This is a genomic window from Eubacterium sp. 1001713B170207_170306_E7, assembly GCF_015547515.1.
GTDB lineage: Bacteria > Bacillota > Clostridia > Eubacteriales > Eubacteriaceae > Eubacterium.
Window position 1 is genome coordinate 520,700 of record NZ_JADMVE010000002.1, and the last position, 20,299, is coordinate 540,998.

At 54.3% G+C, this 20,299-nt stretch carries 15 protein-coding genes and 6 tRNA genes; 20 read left to right on the plus strand and 1 reads right to left on the minus strand.

Features of this window, described 5'->3' with window-relative positions; all coding sequences use genetic code 11:
- Window positions 1-180 precede the first annotated feature (180 nt).
- The 9 genes from polA (at window position 181) to ligA (ending at window position 13,434) form a co-directional block, all read left to right on the plus strand.
- Window positions 181-2,838 (plus strand): DNA polymerase I, encoded by a 2,658-nt coding sequence (polA, locus tag I2B62_RS07780; RefSeq protein WP_195268414.1) that lies wholly within the window; start codon window positions 181-183, stop codon window positions 2,836-2,838.
- Window positions 2,839-2,899: 61 nt separating this feature from the next.
- Window positions 2,900-3,514, plus strand: a complete 615-nt coding sequence (gene coaE / locus I2B62_RS07785; RefSeq protein WP_195268415.1) for a dephospho-CoA kinase — start codon at window positions 2,900-2,902, stop codon at window positions 3,512-3,514.
- A gap of 55 nt (window positions 3,515-3,569) precedes the next feature.
- A tRNA-Leu gene (locus tag I2B62_RS07790) sits at window positions 3,570-3,659 on the plus strand.
- A gap of 264 nt (window positions 3,660-3,923) precedes the next feature.
- Window positions 3,924-6,026: a hypothetical protein gene (locus tag I2B62_RS07795; protein ID WP_195268416.1), complete on the plus strand. Its 2,103-nt coding sequence runs from the start codon at window positions 3,924-3,926 to the stop codon at window positions 6,024-6,026.
- 2 nt (window positions 6,027-6,028) lie between these two features.
- A complete protein-coding gene (locus I2B62_RS07800) occupies window positions 6,029-6,712 on the plus strand; it encodes a response regulator transcription factor (RefSeq protein WP_195268417.1) in 684 nt (227 codons plus the stop codon).
- The gene (locus I2B62_RS07805) at window positions 6,699-8,042 is read left to right on the plus strand and encodes an ATP-binding protein (protein WP_195268418.1); all 1,344 of its coding nucleotides are present in this window, start codon (window positions 6,699-6,701) and stop codon (window positions 8,040-8,042) included. The genes I2B62_RS07800 and I2B62_RS07805 overlap by 14 nt, the downstream gene beginning before the upstream one ends.
- Complete coding sequence (locus I2B62_RS07810) at window positions 8,039-9,178, plus strand: iron-containing alcohol dehydrogenase (protein WP_195268419.1); 1,140 nt, start codon at window positions 8,039-8,041, stop codon at window positions 9,176-9,178. Before I2B62_RS07805 ends, I2B62_RS07810 begins: the two co-directional genes overlap by 4 nt.
- Before the next feature lie 20 nt (window positions 9,179-9,198).
- Window positions 9,199-11,403 (plus strand): DNA helicase PcrA, encoded by a 2,205-nt coding sequence (gene pcrA / locus I2B62_RS07815; RefSeq protein WP_195268420.1) that lies wholly within the window; start codon window positions 9,199-9,201, stop codon window positions 11,401-11,403.
- A 30-nt stretch (window positions 11,404-11,433) separates the two neighbouring features.
- A complete protein-coding gene (gene ligA, locus I2B62_RS07820; protein WP_195268421.1) occupies window positions 11,434-13,434 on the plus strand; it encodes an NAD-dependent DNA ligase LigA in 2,001 nt (666 codons plus the stop codon).
- Between the two features lie 45 nt (window positions 13,435-13,479).
- Here the strand turns inward: ligA and I2B62_RS07825 are convergent, their stop codons facing one another.
- Entirely contained in the window at window positions 13,480-14,100 is a 621-nt protein-coding gene (locus tag I2B62_RS07825) for a class I SAM-dependent methyltransferase (protein ID WP_195268422.1), read from the minus strand.
- A 192-nt stretch (window positions 14,101-14,292) separates the two neighbouring features.
- Here I2B62_RS07825 and gatC point away from each other — a divergent pair, with 192 nt between their 5' ends.
- The 11 genes from gatC (at window position 14,293) to I2B62_RS07880 (ending at window position 20,185) form a co-directional block, all read left to right on the plus strand.
- Window positions 14,293-14,580 (plus strand): Asp-tRNA(Asn)/Glu-tRNA(Gln) amidotransferase subunit GatC, encoded by a 288-nt coding sequence (gene gatC / locus I2B62_RS07830; protein ID WP_013379276.1) that lies wholly within the window; start codon window positions 14,293-14,295, stop codon window positions 14,578-14,580.
- Window positions 14,581-14,590: 10 nt separating this feature from the next.
- On the plus strand, window positions 14,591-16,054 hold the full coding sequence (gatA, locus tag I2B62_RS07835) for an Asp-tRNA(Asn)/Glu-tRNA(Gln) amidotransferase subunit GatA (protein WP_195268423.1): 1,464 nt from the start codon (window positions 14,591-14,593) through the stop codon (window positions 16,052-16,054).
- Window positions 16,055-16,071: 17 nt separating this feature from the next.
- Complete coding sequence (gene gatB, locus I2B62_RS07840; RefSeq protein WP_195268424.1) at window positions 16,072-17,511, plus strand: Asp-tRNA(Asn)/Glu-tRNA(Gln) amidotransferase subunit GatB; 1,440 nt, start codon at window positions 16,072-16,074, stop codon at window positions 17,509-17,511.
- Window positions 17,512-17,579: 68 nt separating this feature from the next.
- The gene (rph, locus tag I2B62_RS07845; RefSeq protein WP_195268425.1) at window positions 17,580-18,302 is read left to right on the plus strand and encodes a ribonuclease PH; all 723 of its coding nucleotides are present in this window, start codon (window positions 17,580-17,582) and stop codon (window positions 18,300-18,302) included.
- 20 nt (window positions 18,303-18,322) lie between these two features.
- The gene (locus tag I2B62_RS07850) at window positions 18,323-18,922 is read left to right on the plus strand and encodes an XTP/dITP diphosphatase (RefSeq protein WP_195268426.1); all 600 of its coding nucleotides are present in this window, start codon (window positions 18,323-18,325) and stop codon (window positions 18,920-18,922) included.
- 18 nt (window positions 18,923-18,940) lie between these two features.
- The gene (locus I2B62_RS07855; RefSeq protein ID WP_195268427.1) at window positions 18,941-19,441 is read left to right on the plus strand and encodes a metallophosphoesterase; all 501 of its coding nucleotides are present in this window, start codon (window positions 18,941-18,943) and stop codon (window positions 19,439-19,441) included.
- A gap of 155 nt (window positions 19,442-19,596) precedes the next feature.
- Window positions 19,597-19,670, plus strand: a tRNA-Gly gene (locus I2B62_RS07860).
- A gap of 14 nt (window positions 19,671-19,684) precedes the next feature.
- Window positions 19,685-19,761, plus strand: a tRNA-Arg gene (locus tag I2B62_RS07865).
- A 20-nt stretch (window positions 19,762-19,781) separates the two neighbouring features.
- A tRNA-His gene (locus I2B62_RS07870) sits at window positions 19,782-19,857 on the plus strand.
- Window positions 19,858-19,866: 9 nt separating this feature from the next.
- Window positions 19,867-19,942, plus strand: a tRNA-Gln gene (locus I2B62_RS07875).
- A 167-nt stretch (window positions 19,943-20,109) separates the two neighbouring features.
- Window positions 20,110-20,185, plus strand: a tRNA-Lys gene (locus I2B62_RS07880).
- Window positions 20,186-20,299 lie beyond the last annotated feature (114 nt).

Genomic DNA, 20,299 nt, shown 5'->3' on the forward strand with positions numbered 1-20,299 from the left:
CGTAAGCAGTTGCCCGGCAACGAAGCGAACGCAGAGGACGAGGAAATTTTCCTGAAAGGAAAAAAGAATTTCCGAGGAGTCTGTGCTCCGAAGAACGAGTCCAAATTTCACCCCAACCCCTCAACCCGTATGGCAGCGATACGGGATCATCGACCAAAAATAAATCCATGGAGGATTCACGTGAATAAAAAAAGTATCTTAATCGACGGAAACAGTCTGGTCTACCGCATGTTTTACGGCGTGCGGGAAATGTCCAATTCCAAGGGCGTGCCGACCAACGCCATCTACGGCTTTGTCAACGTGCTGGTCAAAATCCAGAATGAGTACAAGCCCGACTATCTGGCCGTGGCCTTTGACCTGAGCACCCCGACCTTCAGGCACAAGGAGTATGCGGAATATAAGGGCGGCCGCGATAAAATGCCCGAGGATCTGCAGGTGCAGATGGACCTGCTCAAGGAGCTGCTCGGCAAAATGGGGATTCCCATGATCACAAAAGAGGGCTACGAGGCCGACGACATCATCGGCACCCTCTCCAAGCAGGGCGAAGCCAGAGAGACTAAAACCCAGATTATCACAGGGGATAAGGATTCCTTTCAGCTGGTGGATGACTACGTCAACGTGCTCTACACCGCTACCCGAAGCGGCACCCAGTTTGCCACCGTGGACGACGCCTACATTATGGAGCGCTACGGCGTGACGCCCAAGGAGCTTATTGATGTCAAGGCCCTCATGGGCGACCCCTCCGACAATATCCCGGGTGTGGCCGGCGTGGGCGAGAAGACGGCCATCAAGCTCATCAAGGAATACCACAACATCGACACCCTGTACGAACACATCGACGACCTCAAGGGCAAGCAGAAGGAAAAGCTGGAAACCGGCAAGGAATCGGCCTTTGCGAGCCGTTTTCTGGGCACCATCTGCCTGGATGTGCCCCTGGACCTGTGCCTTGACGATCTGGCCTTTAAGCCGATCTTTACCGAGGAGAGCGTCGAAATGCTCAAGGACCTGGAGTTTAAGTCCATCCTCAATAAAATTCTGCCTGATGACGGCGAGGGCGACGAAGCGGTGGCGGCCAGCGATATCCAGTACACCATCATCGGCACCACCACAGAGATGATCACGGTCATGAACCGCCTGGCCAGAGAGCTGAAGCTGACGGTTTACGCCTACCGCGAGGACGACCGCGTCTGGGTGGCCGCCTATATCGGCGGCGTGTATTACTTTGTGGAAAAGCCCGCCATGGTCTCGGCCTTTTTCAGCGGTCTCGGTGAAATCCCAGAGGCCGACAGCCTGCAGACCGTTGGGCATGACCTCAAGAACCTGACCCATATTTACCACAGCCAGTGCTCGGTCATTGTCAACTACACTTTTGACACCTACATCGGCGCCTATCTGCTGAACCCGTCCGACCAGCGCTATGATCTCCAGACCGTTGCCATGAAATACCTGGGTGACACCGTCCAGAGCGAGGAGGACTTCTTTGGTAAGGGCAAGACCCTGGTGCGGGCAGAGGACATGGAGAGCGCCCGGCTGGCCGCCTTTATGGTCAAAAACTGCGAGGTGATCCACCGGCTCGAAAAGCCCCTGGCCGATAAGATCGAAGCCGACGGCATGACCGGCCTGTTCCAGAACATCGAGCTGCCCCTGCTCAAAATCATGGCTTCCATGGAAGAACTGGGCTTTAAGGTGGATATCCACCAGCTTGAGGAACTGTCTGTTGAGTTTGAGAAAAAGATCGAGACCCTGACCGCGGAAATTTACGAGCTGGCCGAGGAGGACGACTTTAATATCAACTCTACCAAGCAGCTGGGTACGATCCTTTTTGACAAGCTCAAGCTGCCCGTGGTCAAAAAGACCAAGACGGGCTATTCCACCAACGCCGAGGTGTTAGACCAGCTGGTGCTGTTCCACCCCATTATCCAGAAAATCATTGATTACCGCATGATTTCCAAGCTGGATTCCACCTACGGCAAGGGCCTGATCAAGCTGGTAGACCCCAAAACCCACAAGATCTACTCCACCTTTAACCAGACGGTCACAGCCACCGGGCGTCTGAGTTCCTCCGACCCCAACCTCCAGAACATTCCAGTCAAGACCGAGATGGGCCGGGAAATCCGAAAGGTCTTTGTGCCCTCAGCGCAGGACCGGGTGCTGGTGGATGCCGACTACTCCCAGATCGAGCTGCGTGTGCTGGCCCACCTGTCCGGGGACGAAAACCTCATCGACACCTTTGTGAAAAACCAGGACATCCACACCCGCACGGCCTCCGAAATTTTTAACGTGCCCATGGACGCGGTGACCAGAGAGCAGCGCAGTCACGCCAAGGCCATCAATTTCGGCCTGATCTACGGCAAGCAGGCCTTCAGCCTGGGTAAGGACCTGGGCATCACCCGGAATGAGGCCCAGTCCTACATCGACCTGTATTTCTCCAGATACCCCAAGGTGCTGGAATACATGGAGAATATCAAAGCAGAGGCCAAGGAAAAGGGCTATGTGACCACCATCTGGGGGCGCAGGCGCTACATCACCGAGATTAATTCCCGGAACCGCATGCTGGTGCAGGCCGGGGAGCGCATGGCGCTGAACACCCCGATCCAGGGCGCCGCCGCCGACATCATCAAGATCGCCATGATCAAGGTCTACGACCGACTGGAGCGAGAGGGACTGAAATCTGAGCTGATCCTCCAGGTGCACGATGAGCTCATCATCGACACGCCAAAGGCTGAGCAGGAAACCGTTATGCAGCTGCTGGTAGAGGAAATGGAAAACGCTGTGGACCTCAAGGTGCCGCTGACCGTGGACGCCCATGCCGGGGATTCCTGGTACGCGGTTAAATAGAGCAAACAGAGCCAACCCGTACCGCGACGGTACGGGTTGGCTTTCTGAAAGGAGCAAGCCAATGAAAATTATCGGATTAACCGGAGGCATCGCCTCGGGAAAATCGACGGTCTCCGCCATTTTCAGGGAGGACTACAGCCTGCCGGTCATCGACGCCGACCTGCTTTCCAGAGAGGCCGTGCTGCCGGGCAGCCCCGGCATGCGGCAGATCGAGGCCGCCTTCGGGCCGGAGGTTATCCTGCCCGACGGCAGTCTGAACCGCAGCCGCATGGGCGGGCTTATCTGCGACGACGACGCGGCGCGGGACCGGCTGAACAGCATTCTGCACCCGGCCATCAAGGATCTGTACCACGCCAGCCTGGACCGGCTGAGGCAAAACGGAAGGCCGCTGGTCATCTACGACTGCCCGCTGCTCATCGAGGCCGGACAGCGCGGCGAGGTTGACGAAGTCCTGCTGGTGGTGACCGACGAGGAGACAAGGCTTAAGCGCATTATGCAGCGGGACGGCGTGGATCAGGGCCTGGCAAAAAAGAAAATCGACATCCAGATGCCGGATGAAAAAAAGATGAAGCTGGCGGACACCATTCTCTACAACAACGGCACCCTGGATGAGCTCAAAAGCTGTCTGGATTTTTATATCAAAGAAAAATTAAAAAATGCTTGCATTATGAGCTAAGACCGTTTATAATAAATAAGGTCACGGGCTGGTCGTTTAACCAGTCCATATCTATGCGAGGATGGCGGAATTGGCAGACGCGCAGGTTTGAGGGGCCTGTTGGAACTTATCTCCAGTGAGGGTTCAAGTCCCTTTCCTCGCACCATTTTAGAAAAGCATAAAACCATGGAAGCGTATTCCGTGGTTTTTTTATTTTGCAACCCGTACCGCCGCGGTACCCCTTGAAAATATTTTTCCTGTCAGAGAGAGTGTTTCTCTGGTTTTTTGAGCTTTGGCCAAATCTTCCCCACTTTTTCTCTACTTTATTTAAGGGTTTTATGATAAACTATAATGAACTATGCAAAGTGTTAGATATGGATGCAGGATTTTTATCAATAGATCTATTTCAATCGAAAGGAAGGGTGTTTTAATGAAGAATTGTTGTGAAAAATGCGGAAAAGAACTGGGGTTTTTTGAGCGTTCTTTAAAAATAAACAATTCACGGATTAACATACAATACGACGCGCTCTGCAGCGAATGCCACAAGACCATCAAGGAGGGCATTGACCAGATCGACGAAATGTACCAGCGTGTTATGGGAAACCTCAAGGAAAACTACCACGCCACCAACATGGCCGCCGTGGATATTGACACCTTGATCTTTCTGGCGGTCGAGGCGCTGCTGGTCATCGAGCCCAATTATTTTTCAGATAAGACCAGCCTGAACCAGACCATTATCAACCGGACCGACCGCGTTATCAACAAGCAGAACGACATGGCCAAGATTGTCTACAAGGTGCTGCTCTACGGCTTCTTCGACAATCTGGAAAACAACGGGCTGGACAAGAGCAAGAATTTTGTCAGCTACATGATGCAGAATACCCTGTACATGGAGCAGCTGTCCATGAACTGCAGCGAGGAAGTGCCGCGGACCTACGTCAACGCCTTTTTCTCCCGCAAGGGCTTTATCATGGAGCGCATTGAAAAGAAAACCCTGCTCTATGTCATGATCAAGGACGAAACCGTCATTGACTACGAAATGAAGCAGACCGAGGATTACTACCTGATCGACTTTAAAAATCTTTTCTATACCGGCGATCCGGGGAAAAATGTCCAGTGCTACGTGAACGGCGTGGAGAACGCCAGGACCATCACCAAAACCATTGACAATTTCAATACCAAGACCACCAAAAAAGAGGAGCGCCGCATACGCGACACCTTAAACATCATTAATGAAAAGGTCGTGAAGGACCTTAAGACCCTGAAGCCTGATGAAGCCATCGACACCATTCATCTGGACTGCGTGCTGCTCTGCATTGCCAAAAACCTGAGAAAAGACCCCGAGGGGCGCAAATCGCCCATACAGGCCCCGGACGGCCTGGCAGTGGATCTGCTCTGGAAAAAATATACGGCGAACCTGGCGCTCATGGGCATTGACAGCAAGGAAAAGGCCGCCGAGTACATTGCCAAGAACTGCCTGTACGCAGACGGCTTCCATGTAAAATACGGCAAAAAAGACCCGGAGACCGGCTGGGCTTTCTTTACCACCAAGGGCTACATTGTGGCCTTTGACCAGAGCAAGCGCCTGTTTTTTATGTACACCGACGACTATCCCAACGATTTGTACTTCCCGTGCAACGAGATGATGTACAACGGCAGACAGTACCTCCAGCTGCCAATGGAGGAGGAGGTGCCCAACGAGAACGAGCTGGACGGCATTCTTTTCTTCAGCCGCGATGTCAAGCTGATCATGGGTATCAGCCATTATTTTGAGCGCAACAACATGTTTTACCAGATGGAAAACTTCATCGAGGTTGAGGAGGCCGTCTACGGCGATCCCGAGCAGCTCATGGAGGTCAAGCGGATTTCGGACCACCTGTTCCGGGATTTCGGCTACATGCCCTTCTGCCTGTATGACGAGTGGTATGTGATCCAGAAGGAGCTGCGGCAGGACGATATACTCCTGAACCGCCTGATTCCTGAAAAGAGCGGCCTGCGCAAGCGCTACGCCACCGGCGACGTCATCTACGCGCCCAAGATTCTCGACGCCTTTAAAAACGGCGCCAAAGAGCTCCAGGACAATCTGGAGATCGGGGGCGAGAGCATTGCCAAGGGGCTGCTGTGGTGTTATTTCAAGGCCTCTCTTATCGACACCCTGTCCAAGGAGTGGGTCCGCATCGGCGGCGATATCCTGGCAGCAGGGGACGATCTGGTTACCGCTTTCTTTAAATATTCCAGCCTCAAGACCATCGAGCCGGAAAAGACCTACTATATCGGGCTGTTCATCTACTATCTGATGGATAAAAACATTCTGCCGGATACGGATTTCCTGGACAACTATGAACGGGCTGTGCAGACCTTCCTGGAATGTAAGCGGGAGGTTGACCGCACCCTGGCCGAGCAGCCAGAGGAACAGCCGGCAGAACCCATAACCCGGGAAATAAATACCGAAGCTGGGCAGCCCCGGCCCGTTCAGGATACGGAGCCGGTATTCCGCCCTGTGAACTGGGAAGACGACAAGCGGGGTGAATGAGTATGCGCGTTTTACTGGTAGAGGATGAGGTATCCCTGGCAACCGCCCTTGGGAAGATCCTCGAAAAAAATAAAATTCTGGTCGATGTGGTTCACGACGGCATTGAGGGCAAGCTGCTCAGTGAGAATGACGTTTACGACGTTATTGTCCTGGACATTATGCTGCCGGGCATGAGCGGGCTCGATATTCTCAAGTCCATCCGCGACCGCGGAAAGAACGTGCCTGTGCTGCTCCTGACCGCCAAGGACAGCACCGCCGATAAGGTAAAGGGTCTGGATATGGGCGCTGACGATTACCTCGTCAAGCCCTTTGTCACCGAGGAGCTGCTGGCGCGCATCCGCGCACTGGGCCGGCGCCCCTGGGAGGTCTACCAGGACAACGCCATGACCTTTTCCGATTTATCGCTCAATATCAACAACGGCGAGCTGCTCATCGACGGCGCGCCCATCAAGCTGACCTCCAAGGAGGCCCAGCTGCTGGAAATGTTTATCCGAAACCCGGGTATGACCATCTCAAAGGAACAGATCCTCGACCGGATCTGGGGCATTGAAAGCATGGCCATGGAGAACTCCGTGGAGATTTATGTCCACTACCTGCGGAAAAAACTGAAGAAATCCCGGACGGTCATCAAGACGATCCGTGGTCTGGGCTATGTGCTGAAGGAAGAGGACAATGCTCAGTCTTAATAAATTAAGATTAAACCTGACACTGATGAATACCGCGGTCCTGATAGGATTGTCGGTATTTGTCGCTGTTTCGCTCTATTTAACCATCAACATGGACATGGAGTCCAGCGTGAGCAACAACCTTGAGATCTACTGCTCCCAGCTGGCCAACAATGTTGAGCAGCTCCAGACACAGAGAAAGGGCGGCGAGGTTTCGGCAGAGGCCCAGAAAGGCTACCAGGAGTTTAAGGACACCCTGGTGCACAACAGCATCGCCTTTACCATCTGGGATGACACCTTTAACGTGATGGACCAGTCCGAGTCTCAGCCCTTGAATTCGGATCAGCTTTTCCGGCTCATCAACCTTTATTTCAACGGCAACCGGGACAAGTACCTGATCAGCGACTACGAGACCGACGACAACAATCTTAAAATCTGTACCTATGTTACCGTCAGCAAGGATGGTGAAATGCGGGTGGTGCAGGCCATGAAAAATATGGATACGGAGCGCGGCGTGCTGAAGAACGCGGTCCGCATGATCTTTATCGTGGTGCTGGCCGGTACGACCCTTTCCTTGCTGTGCGGTTATTTTCTGTCCGGCAGGGCGCTGGTGCCGGTGCGAAAGAGCATGGACCAGCAGCGGGAATTCCTCGCCGACGCGTCCCACGAGCTCAGGACACCCATTGCCGTGATCCAGACCAATCTGGAGGTGGTAAAGGCCAGCGGCGACGAAACCGTTGAGAGCCAGGCCGCCTGGCTGGATAACGCCTATGACGAGACCAAGCGCATGCACCACATTGTCGAGGACCTGATGTTCTTAGCCAGGGCCGATTCCGGCGACGTGCACTTTGAGCCCGCGCCGGTGGATATGGGCTACCTGATCATGGAGGTCACCGAGCGGTTTATCCCCATGGCGGCCCAGAAAGCCATTACCATTCTCAGCAAGGTGCCCATGGAGGAACTGAACGTGATGGGGGATGAAAAGCAGCTGACTCAGCTCATGGTTATCCTCATCGACAACGCCATCAAATACAGCGAGCCGGGCGGCGGCGAAAGGAATCAGACCATCGTTGTCCAGGCAGAGCGGATCGAGGAAGGCATTGAGGTCTGCGTGGCGGATAAGGGCATCGGCATATCCAGGGAGGAACAGGAAAAAATCTTCCAGCGCTTCTACCGTGTGGATAAGGTGCGCTCCCGGGCAGAGGGCGGCACAGGCCTTGGCCTGTCCATCGCCTACTGGATTGTTCAGAAGCACAAGGGCATGATACGGGTGGAAAGTGAAGAAAACGCGGGAACCAAAATGATCATCGTGTTCCCGGCTTATGAAGGACCAAAGGAGGCAAATGAATGAAAGAATTAAAGTTTAACGGCAATAAGCTGGTCACAGGACCAGGCGCCATTGATTATATTAAGAATCTGGAGGGACAACGCATCTTTGTGGTGACCGGAAAGTCCGCCATGTTCAAAAACGGAACCATCGGCCACATCAAGGAGACCTTCGCAGCGCAGGGAAAAGCTTGCGAGGTGTACAGCGGCATCGGCGGCAACCCTACCACCGACGAGGTGCTTTCCGGCCTTGCGGCCATGAAGGCCTTTGACCCGGACACCGTCATGGCAGTGGGCGGCGGCTCCTCCATCGACGCCACCAAGGTCATGACCCTGATGTGCGAGTACCCAGAGCTTACCCTGGAGGACATCCGCGGCGGCAAAGCGCCGGCTGCGCGCAGGAAGCTTCAGTTTATCGCCGCGCCGTCCACCTCCGGCACCGCCAGCGAGGTCACCCGGGCAGCGGTCATCACCTTTACCGAGGAAAACATCAAGGTGGGCTTAAAGACCACCGCCTTTATCCCTGACATCGCCATTCTCGACGGCAATCTGACCCTGTCCATGCCCAGACACGTCATGGTGGAAACCGGCATGGATGCTCTGACCCATGCGGTGGAGAGCTACATCAACAAAAACAACGACGATTTCTGCAAGTTCATGTCCAAGGGCGCAGTGGAGGGGCTGTGCACGTACCTGCCGCTCTCCTACGAAAAGGGCGATCTTGAGAGCCGCCAGAAGGTGCACAACTTCCAGTGCCTGGCCGGTCTGGCCTTCCAGAACTCCGGTCTGGGCATGGATCACGGCATCGCCCACGCCTTTGGGGGGCGCTTTGGCACCAGCCACGGCCTGCTCAACGCAGTGGCCCTGCCCTATGTGCTCAAATACAACGCCCGGGACGCGGCAGTCAGGGCAGACCTGGACGAGCTGTCAAGAATGACTGGGGCCGATATTATCGAAACCATCGAGGGCTTTAACGCGCAGTTCGGCGTCCCCAAAACCTTTAAGGAAATGGGGCTCACCGAGCAGGACTTTAACACCCATTACGAAAGCCTTCTGGACAATTCCATGAAAGGCTCGACCGCCCGTAATCCGGTGCCGATGACCCGTGAGGAAATGGACAAGGTCTTAAAAAGCATCTATTACGGCGATATTCTGTTTTAAAGAGAACAAGCGGAGGAACAATGAGTTTATTAGACGGACTGAACGAACAGCAAAGGGAAGCAGCAGCAACGACAAAAGGGCCGGTCCTGATTCTGGCCGGCGCAGGCTCCGGGAAAACCCGGACCATTATCCACAGAATCGCTTATATTATCGAGAGTAAAAAGGCCTGGCCGTCACAGATACTGGCCATCACCTTTACCAATAAAGCAGCGGGAGAAATGCGCGAGCGTATCGCGGCCATGAACGTGGAGGAAAGCGACCGCATCTGGATGTACACCTTCCACGCCATGTGCGCCCGCATCATGCGTATCCACAGCCAGTGGCTGGGCTACAGCGACAACTTTGTCATCTACGACACAGACGACCAGAAGCGCCTTTACAAGGCCCTGATCAAGGAGCTGGATTTTAACGACAAGATGTTTCCGTTCCAGTATGTTTCGGGCCAGATCTCAACTGCCAAGAACAACTTCTGGACGCCGGAGGACTACCTGAAGAACAACCCCGGCGAGTTCCGGGCCGAGAAGGTGGCCCAGTACTACCGCCTGTATCAGGACACCCTGAAAAAGAACAACGCCATGGACTTCGACGACCTTATCTACAATACCCTGGTGCTGTTTAAGGGCTTTCCCGAAATTTTGGAGCAGTACCAGAACCGGTTTAAGTACATTCTGGTCGATGAGTACCAGGATACCAACCACAGCCAGTACGAGCTGGTCAACCTGCTAGCCGCGGGGCACCGTAACCTGTGCGTGTGCGGGGACGACGACCAGAGTATCTACATGTGGCGCGGGGCCGACATCAACAATATCCTCGACTTTGAAAAGGACTATCCGGACGCCAAAGTGGTCAAGCTGGAGGAAAACTACCGTTCCACCAGCGTGATCCTGGACTGCGCCAACAAGGTCATCGCCAACAATACCGGCCGTAAGGACAAAAACCTCTGGACCAGAAATCCGGGCGATGACAAGATCATCGTCTCATCCTTTAACCAGGGCTATGACGAGGCCCGTTTTGTGGCCCAGGAAATCGAGAACCTCCGGGCCGAAAAGGGCTATACCTACGGCGACTTCGCAGTGCTCTACCGCACCAACGCCCAGTCCCGTCTCTTTGAAGAGTCCTTTATGCGCGAGGGTATGCCTTACCAGCTTATCGGGGGCACGGGCTTCTACTCACGTATGGAAATCAAGGACATCATTTCCTACCTCCATGTGCTCATCAACCCGCTGGACAACATCGGCTTCATGCGCATCGTGAACGTGCCCAAGCGCGGCATCGGCACCGCCACCCTGGAGAAAATCCGGGAATTCGCCGAGTTCAAGGGCTGGAGTCTCATGGAGACCTTCTACCACTGCGAGGAAGTGCCAGAGCTCAGCTCCAGCGTGCGCAACAAGGTGCGTGAGTTTGCCGTCGTCATGGAGGAGCTGCGGGACCGCTGCGAAACCGACTCAGTCAGCGAGCTCATTGACCATGTCATCAAGGACACCGGCTATCTTGAGATGCTGGAGCTCGGCAAGCTGGACCACAGTGAGAGCCGCATCGAAAACCTTGAGGAGCTGATCTCCTCCGCTGTGGAATTTGAAAAGAACAGCGACGACCAGAGCCTGACCGCCTACCTGGAAACCGTGGCCCTGACCGCCGAGACCGACAAGTACGACAGCGAGGAGGGAAAGATCCTGCTCATGACCCTGCACAACGCCAAGGGGCTCGAGTTCCCAGTGGTCTTCCTGCCAGGGGTGGAGGAGGGCATCTTCCCACACGGGCGCTCCATGGACAACCCCGAGGAGATGGAAGAGGAACGCCGGATCTGCTATGTGGGCATCACCCGCGCCAAGGAGCGGCTGTATATGTCGTGGGCGGCAGAACGCACCGTTTACGGACGCCGCCAGCCCCAGATGCAGTCCCGCTTCCTCAAGGAGCTGCCCACGGAATGTCTGGAGCTGAACGTCCAGAAATACGAGCGCAACGAGATCGTCGAGGAAGCCTCTGTGGAGAAAAAGACCTACAGCTTCTCCGACCATCTGCAGCATAAGCCCAATGTTTATAAATCCGCAGCGCCTAAAAAGGTCAAGGAGGAAAGCTCCGGCGCCTTTAATCTCAGCGATAAGGTCAAGCATAAAAAATTCGGCATTGGCACCATTGTCGAGGTAAAACCCAACCAGGTGTCAATCGCATTTCCGGGAGTGGGTATAAAGAAACTGGACCCGTCTTATGTAACAAAAGCCTAGGTCTAAATTTTGCGTTGAGGACAATGACTTATGAATGAAGAATTAAAACAGGCTGAAGCCAAAATCAGCCAGCTGAAAAAACAAATTGAAGAAAACAACGTCCGGTATTACGATAAAGACGCGCCCGTCATCTCAGACTACGAGTACGACCGCATGATGCAGGAGCTCATTGGTCTGGAGACCGCCTATCCGCAGCTTCTGACCCCTGACTCGCCCAGCCAGCGTGTGGGCGGCGCGCCGTCAGAGGCCTTTGAGAAGGTGAACTACACCACGCCCAAGCTCAGCCTCAGCAACGCCTTTAATGCCGGGGACCTAAGGGAGTTTGATACCCGTATCCGCAAGGCCTGTCCCGATGTGGAGTACTGCGTTGAGCATAAATTTGACGGCCTGACCGTGGTGCTGGACTACGAGAACGGCCTGTTAGTCCGCGGCTCGACCCGGGGCGACGGCGTGACCGGCGAAAATGTGACCCGGAACCTCAAAACCGTCAAGACCATTCCCCTGCGCCTCACAGAGCCGGTGACCCTGGAGGTCCGGGGGGAGGTGCTGATCTACAAGGCGGACTTTGAGAAACTGAACGCCGCGCGGGAGGAGCAGGGCGAGCCCCTGTTTGCCAATCCCAGAAACGCGGCCGCGGGCTCGATCCGCCAGCTTGACCCCAGGCTGGCGGCCGGGAGGCCCCTGGACATCTTTGTGTTTAACCTGGAATACTGTGAGGACCGGACCTTCGAGACCCACAAGGAAAGCTTTGATTTTCTCACACACTGCGGCTTTAAAACCAGCGAGGTGAAGCTCTACAGAAATATGGAGGACATCATCGCCTATATCGAAGAGATGGAGAACGGCGGCCGGGAGGCCCTGCCCTACGAGATCGACGGCATGGTTATCAAGGTCAATAGCCTGGCAGAGCGCGAGCGGCTGGGGGATACCTCCAAATCGCCAAGGTGGGCCATCGCCTACAAGTTCTCGCCGGAGCAGACCGTGACCACCGTGAAGGACATTACCGTGCAGGTGGGGCGCACCGGCGCGCTCACGCCAGTGGCGGAGCTTGAGCCCGTGCTGCTGGCCGGCTCGGTGATCGCCCGGGCGACCCTGCACAACGAGGACTATATCCTCGACAAGGATATCCGGATCGGCGACAAGGTCGTGATCCAGAAGGCCGGGGATGTTATCCCCGAGGTCGACCATTCCATTCCCGAGGAGCGCACTGGCGCGGAGGTCATTTTTACCATGCCCACCCACTGCCCGGTCTGCGGCTCCAAAACCTACCGGGTGCCCGGCGAGGCAGTGACCAAGTGCCTGAACATGGACTGTCCGGCCCAGGTGTTCCGCAAGATTGTTCATTTCGCCTCCAGAGACGCCATGAACATCGACGGCATGGGCCCTGCGGTGGTCAGACAGCTGCTGGATAACAAACTGATCGACACTATTGTGGATATCTTCCATGTTTCGGAGCGGCGTGAGGATCTGACCGGACTTGAAAAAATGGGTGAAAAATCTGTGGATAACCTCATAAACGCCATCGAGGATTCCAAAAGCAGACCCCTCTCCAAGGTGGTTTTTGCCCTGGGAATCCCGCTGGTGGGAGCCAACGGGGCTAAAATACTGGCCTCCCACTTCGGCAGCATGGACGCGCTCATGGAAGCCTCAGAGGAGGAGCTGACAGAAATATATGACATCGGCGGCAAAATGGCTGTGGAAATTGTGGATTTCTTCAGGACCGACGCCAACCGCCGCATTGTGGACGGCCTGCGCGGTGCTGGTGTCAATATGACGGAAAATACCGCCACCGCCACTGCGGAGCTGGCCGGGAAAACCTTTGTCCTGACTGGCACCCTGCCCACCATGGGCCGCCGCGAGGCCAAGGAGATTTTGGAAAGCCACGGCGCCAAGGTGTCCGGCTCGGTCAGCAAAAAAACCGACTATGTGCTGGCCGGAGAAAACCCGGGCTCCAAGGCCGAGAAAGCCCAAAGCCTGGACGTGCCCGTCATCGACGAGGAAGCCTTTAAAAAAATGGTCGGCCTGGAATAAAGAAAAAATCAAGGGGTATCGTGGCGGTACCCCTTGATTTTTAGATTAAGCCGCCGGCCTGGCAGCCACAAGGCAGTAGATATTGTTTTTGAGAAGCTCCACCATTTGGAGGTTCTCAAACCCGGCGATTTCGGCCACGCGGGCCAGATCCCCGGCGGTGTATTTCATAAAGCCCTGGCGGGTGACGGGCAGACGGTCCAGCCAGGCCTTTGTGTAAAAAGCGTTGGCAAAGACAGCGCCGGGCTTCAGCACCCGGTAGATTTCCAGGCAGCCCTTTAAGGGGTCCTCCCAGAAATAGATAGTGTTGACCGTGTAGACAAAGTCGAAAAATGCCGTTGGAAAAGGAATCTGGAGGGCGTTTCCCGGCCCAAGGGCCAGCCGGTCCTGCGCGATGAGCGCTTCGCCTCGGCGGGCGGCCAGCTCCAGCATATCGGCCGAGGTTTCAATCCCGTAGAACTGGCCGGGAAAACGCCGGGCGAACTGGCAGAGGAGCTGCCCGTTTCCAAAGCCGATATCCAGGCTCCGCTCTGGATTTACCTGTGTGAGCACAGATTCTATGCTTTTGTACTGGGGTATGTTGAGCCGGTTCATCAGAAAGGTGGATAACTGGCCCCCGAGCCCCCTTGGGTTGGCAAACTGTGTGCCTGTGTATTTGATGATGTTCATAATCGCCTCGCTAGAATTAATATATGAATAATTGTTCATATATAATTATATATGAAAGGCTCCGGGCTGTCAACCGGGCGTCAATCCGTACCGCCGCGGTACGGGTTGAATTTTACTGAAAATAATTTACATTTAAAGGGTTTTGAATTATAATGATATAATGAGAAAAATTTACCCGAAAGGAATGAAATCATGAGTATTACCAGAGAAGAAGTTACCTATGTCGCGGATCTGGCCCGCCTTGAATTCACCGAAACGGAAACGGACCGTCTGGCGGATGAGCTGGGCGCAGTCCTTGATTATGCGGCGACTTTGAATAAATTAGATACATCAGACGTAAAACCCACAGAACATATTCTGCCGGTGCAGAACGTTTTTAGAAAAGATGAAGTGAAGCCTTCACTGCCAATTGAAAAAGTCCTGGCCAACGCGCCGGAATCAGAAGCCGGCTGCTTTAAAGTGCCGAGAGTGCTGGAATAGGAGGATCGAATTGGAATTATCACAACTGACCGTCCATGAGATCAATGGGCTGATTGAAAAGAAAGAAGTGTCCGTCAAAGAGGTCACCCAGGCAGCGGTTGACCGTATCGATGTAGTCGAGGATAAGGTCGACGGCTATCTCTGCCTGACCACTGAGACCGCCATGAAAGAGGCCGGGGAGCTGGACGCGCTCATCGCGAAGGAAGGCAGGAAGGATGTGCTCGAGGGCATTCCCTACGCCTTAAAGGATAACATGTGTACCGACGGTATCCAGACCACCTGCGCGTCCAAAATTCTGGCCGATTTTGTGCCGCCCTACAACGCAGAGGTCTATGACCGCCTGCTGGCCCAGAAGGGCATCCTGCTCGGAAAGGCCAACATGGATGAGTTTGCCATGGGCTCCTCCACCGAAAACTCCGCCTTCAAGGTCACTAAAAACCCCTGGGATCTGTCTTGTGTGCCCGGCGGCTCCAGCGGCGGCTCCGCAGTGGTGGTGGCCTCCGATATGGCTTATTACTCACTGGGCTCCGACACTGGCGGGTCCATCCGCCAGCCCGCGGCCTTCTGCGGCGTGGTTGGTATGAAACCGACCTACGGCCTGGTTTCCCGCTACGGCCTGGTGGCTTTTGCGTCTTCCTTAGACCAGATCGGCCCCTTTACCAAGGACGTTGAGGACTGCGCCATCGTGTTAAACGCCATCGCAGGCCATGACCCTAAGGATTCAACCTCCCTCAAGGTTGATAAAAAGGACTATACACAAAACCTGAAGAACGGCGCCAAAGGCATGAAGATTGGCGTGGCTCAGGCATTTATGGGCGAAGGCCTTCAGCCAGAGGTGCGTGCGGCCATCGACAGCGCCATCGACACCTACCGCGCCATGGGCGCGGAAATCGTGGACGTCTCCTTTGAGTATCTGGATTACGCCCTTTCCGCCTATTACCTGATCTCCTCCGCAGAAGCCAGCTCGAACCTGGCCCGCTACGACGGTATCCGCTACGGCGTCCGCGCCGAGGAATACGCCGATCTGGTGGATATGTACCGCAAAACCAGAACCCAGGGCTTTGGCGATGAGGTCAAGCGCCGCATCATGCTGGGAACCTATGCTTTAAGCTCGGGCTATTACGACGCCTATTACAAAAAAGCCATGCAGGTTCGTACCCTGATCATGGAGGACTTCAAAAGTGTTTTTGATTCCTGTGACGTCCTGCTGACGCCAACCACGGCCAAGACCGCCTTTGGTATCGGCGAAAAGACCGGTAATCCGCTGGAAATGTACCTGACGGATATTTACACCGTTCCGGTGAACATCGCTGGTATTCCGGGGATTTCGATCCCATGCGGCTTTGATGGGGACGGCATGCCCATCGGCATGCAGCTGCTGGGACCAGTACTGAGCGAAGAAAAGATTCTGCAGGCAGCCTACGCCTTTGAACGTGAAACCGCGTTTAAAGACCAGAAGCCAAAGCTTGTATAGGTAAAGGAGGAATAAAGATGGAATACGATATTGTCATCGGGATGGAAATCCATGCCGAGTTAGCCACAAAGTCTAAAATTTTCTGCTCCTGCTCTACCCAGTTTGGTGCAGATGAAAATACACACACCTGCCCGGTATGCCTCGGTATGCCCGGGGTGCTGCCGGTACTCAACGAAAAGGTTGTTGAGTATGCCGCAAGAGCCGGACTGGCCCTGAACTGCCATATTGCGAATTTCAGCAAAATGGACCGTAAAAACTACTTCTACCCCGACCTGCCAAAGGCCTATCAGACCTCCCAGTTTGACCTGCCCATCTGTACCGGCGGGGTGGTGGATATCGAAGTGGAAGGCGAAAAAAAGGAAATCGGCATCACCCGTATCCACATCGAGGAGGACGCCGGCAAGCTGCTTCACGAATCCGCCGACGGCACCCTGGTCGATGTGAACCGCTGCGGCGTGCCGCTCATCGAGATCGTCACTGAGCCGGATATCCGCGGAGCGGAGGAAGCCCGCGTCTTTGCGGAAAAAATCCGCAATATTTTGGAATACGTGGGCGTTTCTGACTGTAAAATGGAGGAGGGCTCCATCCGTTTCGACGTCAACCTCTCGGTCAAGGAAAAGGGCAGTGATGTGCTGGGAACCCGTACAGAGATGAAGAACCTGAACTCCTTCCGAGCCCTGGTGCGCGCGGTCCAGTACGAGAGCAAACGCCAGATCATCGAGCTTAAAAAAGGCCACCGCATTATCCAGGAAACCCGTAAGTGGGACGATGTCAAAGGTGTCAGCTCCTCCATGCGAAGCAAGGAAGAAGCCCACGACTACCGCTATTTCCCGGAACCGGACCTGGTGCCCATCGTCGTTACCGACGAGACCATCGAGCAGATCAAGTCTGGACTGCCGGAACTGCCGGAGGCCAAGCGCGCCCGCTACGTGGCAGAGTACAAGCTGCCGGACTACGACGCCGGTGTTCTGACTGCCTCCAAGGTGACCGCTAAATTCTTCGAGGAAACCGTTGTGCTGTACGACGAGCCCAAGCAGATCTCCAACTGGCTGATGGTGGATATCCCGGCCATGCTCAAGGAAAAAGAACTGTCAATGGAAGATATTCCCTTCACTCCAGCCGAGCTGGCTGAGCTGTTAAAGCTCATCAAGGACGGGACCATCAGCGGGACCATCGGCAAAAAGGTTCTGGTGAAGATGTTTGAAGAGGACAAAAACCCCAAGGCCATTGTCGAAGAAAACAACTGGGCCCAGATGAGCGATACCAGTGAGCTGGAGAGCATCATCGCCCAGATTATTGAAGACAACCCGAAATCCATCGAGGATATCGGAGCCGGTAACCAGAAGGCTTACGGCTTCCTGACCGGTCAGGTCATGAAGGCCACCAAGGGGCAGGCAAACCCACAGGTCGCCAACAAGATCATCCGCGAGCTGGTCGCCAAAAAACTGGAAAGCTGAATACTATGACAGAATACAACGGGCGGTCCTCAGATCGTCCGTTGTTGTGATTAATAAAGGAGAAAATTTTGAATCGAATTGACGGAAGAACAAATGCGGGCCTGAGACCTGTGAGCATCACCCGGCATTTTACAAGAAACGCCCAGGGCTCGGTGCTCATCGAGGTGGGGAATACCAAGGTCATCTGCACCGCCATGGTGGAGGACAAGGTACCGCCCTTTTTAAGAGGTGAAAAAAAGGGCTGGGTCACCGCTGAATATGAAATGCTCCCAAGCTCCACCGGCTCCCGGAAGGGGCGGGACCGCAGCCGCGGCAAAATTGACGGCAGAACCGTTGAAATCCAGCGCTTGATTGGCCGGAGCCTGCGCTCTGTGATCGACATGGAAAAGCTCGGCGAACGCACCATATGGATCGACTGTGACGTGATCCAGGCCGACGGCGGCACCCGCACGGCCTCCATCACCGGAGCCTTTGTTGCCCTGTACGACGCAGTCAGCTGGCTCATGGAGGAAAGTGTCATTGACGCGTGGCCCATTAACGGCTACGTGGCGGCCACCAGTGTCGGGATCAACCAGAATGAGCCCATTCTTGACCTCTGCTATGAGGAGGACTCCACCGCCGAGGTCGATATGAACATCGTCATGACCGACAAGGGCGAGATCGTGGAAATCCAGGGAACCGGAGAGGAACGCCCCTTTACCAAGGATGAGTTTCAAAAGCTCCTAGCTCTGGGGGAAGACGGCGTGAACAAACTGATAAGCATTCAGAAAGAGGCGCTGGGAATAAACTGAGCGCCCGGAAAGGGATTGTGATGAAAACCATCGTGCTTGCAACCGGAAATAAAGACAAGGCCCGTGAAATCAAGGCCATGCTGGACCATAAATTTGAAGTAAAGACCATGAAGGACATGGGAATCGACGTCGAGATCATCGAGGACGGCGACACCTTTGAGGACAATGCCCTGATCAAGGTGAGAGCCATTCAGCCCTTTGTGGAGGACTCTGAAATGATCATCATGGGGGATGACTCCGGCCTGTCGGTGGACGCGCTGGACGGCGCGCCGGGCATCTACTCCGCCCGCTATGCCGGGGAGGACGTAACCTACCGTGATAACAATGAGAAGCTTTTAAAAGAAATGCAGGATGTACCTGAGGAAAAACGCGGCGCCGAATTTGTCAGCGTGATCGCCATGATTCTGCCGGACGGCCAGGAGCTGACTGTCAGAGGAACCGTCAGAGGCCGGATTTCCTTCGACTTTATGGGTGAGGAGGGCTTTGGTTACGACCCGCTCTTTATCGTGGAAGAAACAGGCAAAAGCTATGCGCAGATGGCGCCAGAGGAAAAGAATGATATCAGCCACCGTGCCAGAGCGGTAGCGCGCGCAAAGCAGATTTTAGAAAAATACCAGTAGCGGAAAGGAAAAGGGAATATGCGGATCGGATTAGTCAGCGACAGCCACGGCAATCTGGACGACCTGGAACGCGCGGTCAGCCAGATGGGCCAGGTGGAGGCGATTTTTCATATGGGCGATTACGTGGACGATGCCCGGCAGATTAAGCGCTGGACAGCGGCGCCGGTGTTTGCGGCCAAGGGCAACATGGATGTCTACTCCCAGGAAGGGCATCTTTTTATCAAGACCAAACTGGGCGGCAAGGTCATTCTGGCCTGTCACGGCCACACGCTCCATGTCAAAAGTGAGTACAGCACCCTGCGCTATAAGGCGTTGGAGGAGGGCGCGGATATTGTGCTTTTCGGGCACACGCATATCCCGATGATTGATCAGGACGATTGTCTTTTAATGATCAATCCTGGCAGCGTATCCCTTCCCCATTTTGGCAAAGAAAAAACCTTTGGCGTTCTGACCATTGAAAATGAAAAAGCCAGCGGTGAGATTATTGCGCTTATGCCAGCGGAAAATATAGACCTGTAAAAAATCATATATTTTCACGCGTTTTTGTGAAAAAAGTGTTGACATTCGTCTTTTTTTGCAGTATACTAACACTTGTCCTCAGCGAGAAAGTGCTGTGAACAAGGCGATATCAACACTTTTTAACCAATGTGGACAACAATAAATTTCAGCAATATGCGGGTGTAGCTCAGTGGTAGAGCCCTGGCCTTCCAAGCCAGTCGCGAGGGTCCGATTCCCTTCACCCGCTCCATTTACGCAAAAATTGCGCCAATAGCTCAGTTGGATAGAGCAACGGCCTTCTAAGCCGTGTGCCCGGGGTTCGAATCCCTGTTGGCGCGCCATATCTTTTCCTTTAAACTTGGTGGACGTAGTTCAGTTGGTAGAGCGCCAGATTGTGGTTCTGGTTGTCGAGGGTTCGAGTCCCTTCGTCCACCCCATTTTTTTACAGGGGTATAGCCAAGTCGGTAAGGCACCAGACTTTGACTCTGGCATGCGTAGGTTCGAGTCCTGCTACCCCTGCCACTTTGTTATAACAAGCGGGAAAAGTCGATAATGAAGGATAATACATAACCCATTAGCGAAGTTGCAAGTTACGAGTAGGGGCGAGTAACGCTCTCAATGGAATTGCGGAGCAATTTCAGCATAAGACAAGCATCATTGCGAAGTGGGAGAAAAAGAATATAGTCTATGACCCATTAGCTCAGTTGGTAGAGCATCTGACTTTTAATCAGGGTGTCGGGCGTTCAAGTCGCCCATGGGTCACCATTTTAGAAGATACAGCAGCTGTAAAACAGTTGCTTTTTTATTTAGAGAAGAAGCCAGACGGCTTGAACGCTAAGAGGCAAGTCGGGAGCAAGTGCGACCGGCGCTCTGGATGAA

What these genes read in the sequence shown, in the direction of transcription:
- gatB (WP_195268424.1), top strand. Translation starts at nt 16,072, where the DNA reads ATGGAATACGATATTGTCATCGGGATGGAAATCCATGCCGAGTTAGCC.
- I2B62_RS07855 (WP_195268427.1), top strand. Translation starts at nt 18,941, where the DNA reads ATGCGGATCGGATTAGTCAGCGACAGCCACGGCAATCTGGACGACCTG.
- pcrA (WP_195268420.1), top strand. Translation starts at nt 9,199, where the DNA reads ATGAGTTTATTAGACGGACTGAACGAACAGCAAAGGGAAGCAGCAGCA.
- I2B62_RS07810 (WP_195268419.1), top strand. Translation starts at nt 8,039, where the DNA reads ATGAAAGAATTAAAGTTTAACGGCAATAAGCTGGTCACAGGACCAGGC.
- gatC (WP_013379276.1), top strand. Translation starts at nt 14,293, where the DNA reads ATGAGTATTACCAGAGAAGAAGTTACCTATGTCGCGGATCTGGCCCGC.
- I2B62_RS07825 (WP_195268422.1), bottom strand. Translation starts at nt 14,100, where the DNA reads ATGAACATCATCAAATACACAGGCACACAGTTTGCCAACCCAAGGGGG.
- I2B62_RS07805 (WP_195268418.1), top strand. Translation starts at nt 6,699, where the DNA reads ATGCTCAGTCTTAATAAATTAAGATTAAACCTGACACTGATGAATACC.
- I2B62_RS07850 (WP_195268426.1), top strand. Translation starts at nt 18,323, where the DNA reads ATGAAAACCATCGTGCTTGCAACCGGAAATAAAGACAAGGCCCGTGAA.
- I2B62_RS07800 (WP_195268417.1), top strand. Translation starts at nt 6,029, where the DNA reads ATGCGCGTTTTACTGGTAGAGGATGAGGTATCCCTGGCAACCGCCCTT.
- I2B62_RS07795 (WP_195268416.1), top strand. Translation starts at nt 3,924, where the DNA reads ATGAAGAATTGTTGTGAAAAATGCGGAAAAGAACTGGGGTTTTTTGAG.
- coaE (WP_195268415.1), top strand. Translation starts at nt 2,900, where the DNA reads ATGAAAATTATCGGATTAACCGGAGGCATCGCCTCGGGAAAATCGACG.
- ligA (WP_195268421.1), top strand. Translation starts at nt 11,434, where the DNA reads ATGAATGAAGAATTAAAACAGGCTGAAGCCAAAATCAGCCAGCTGAAA.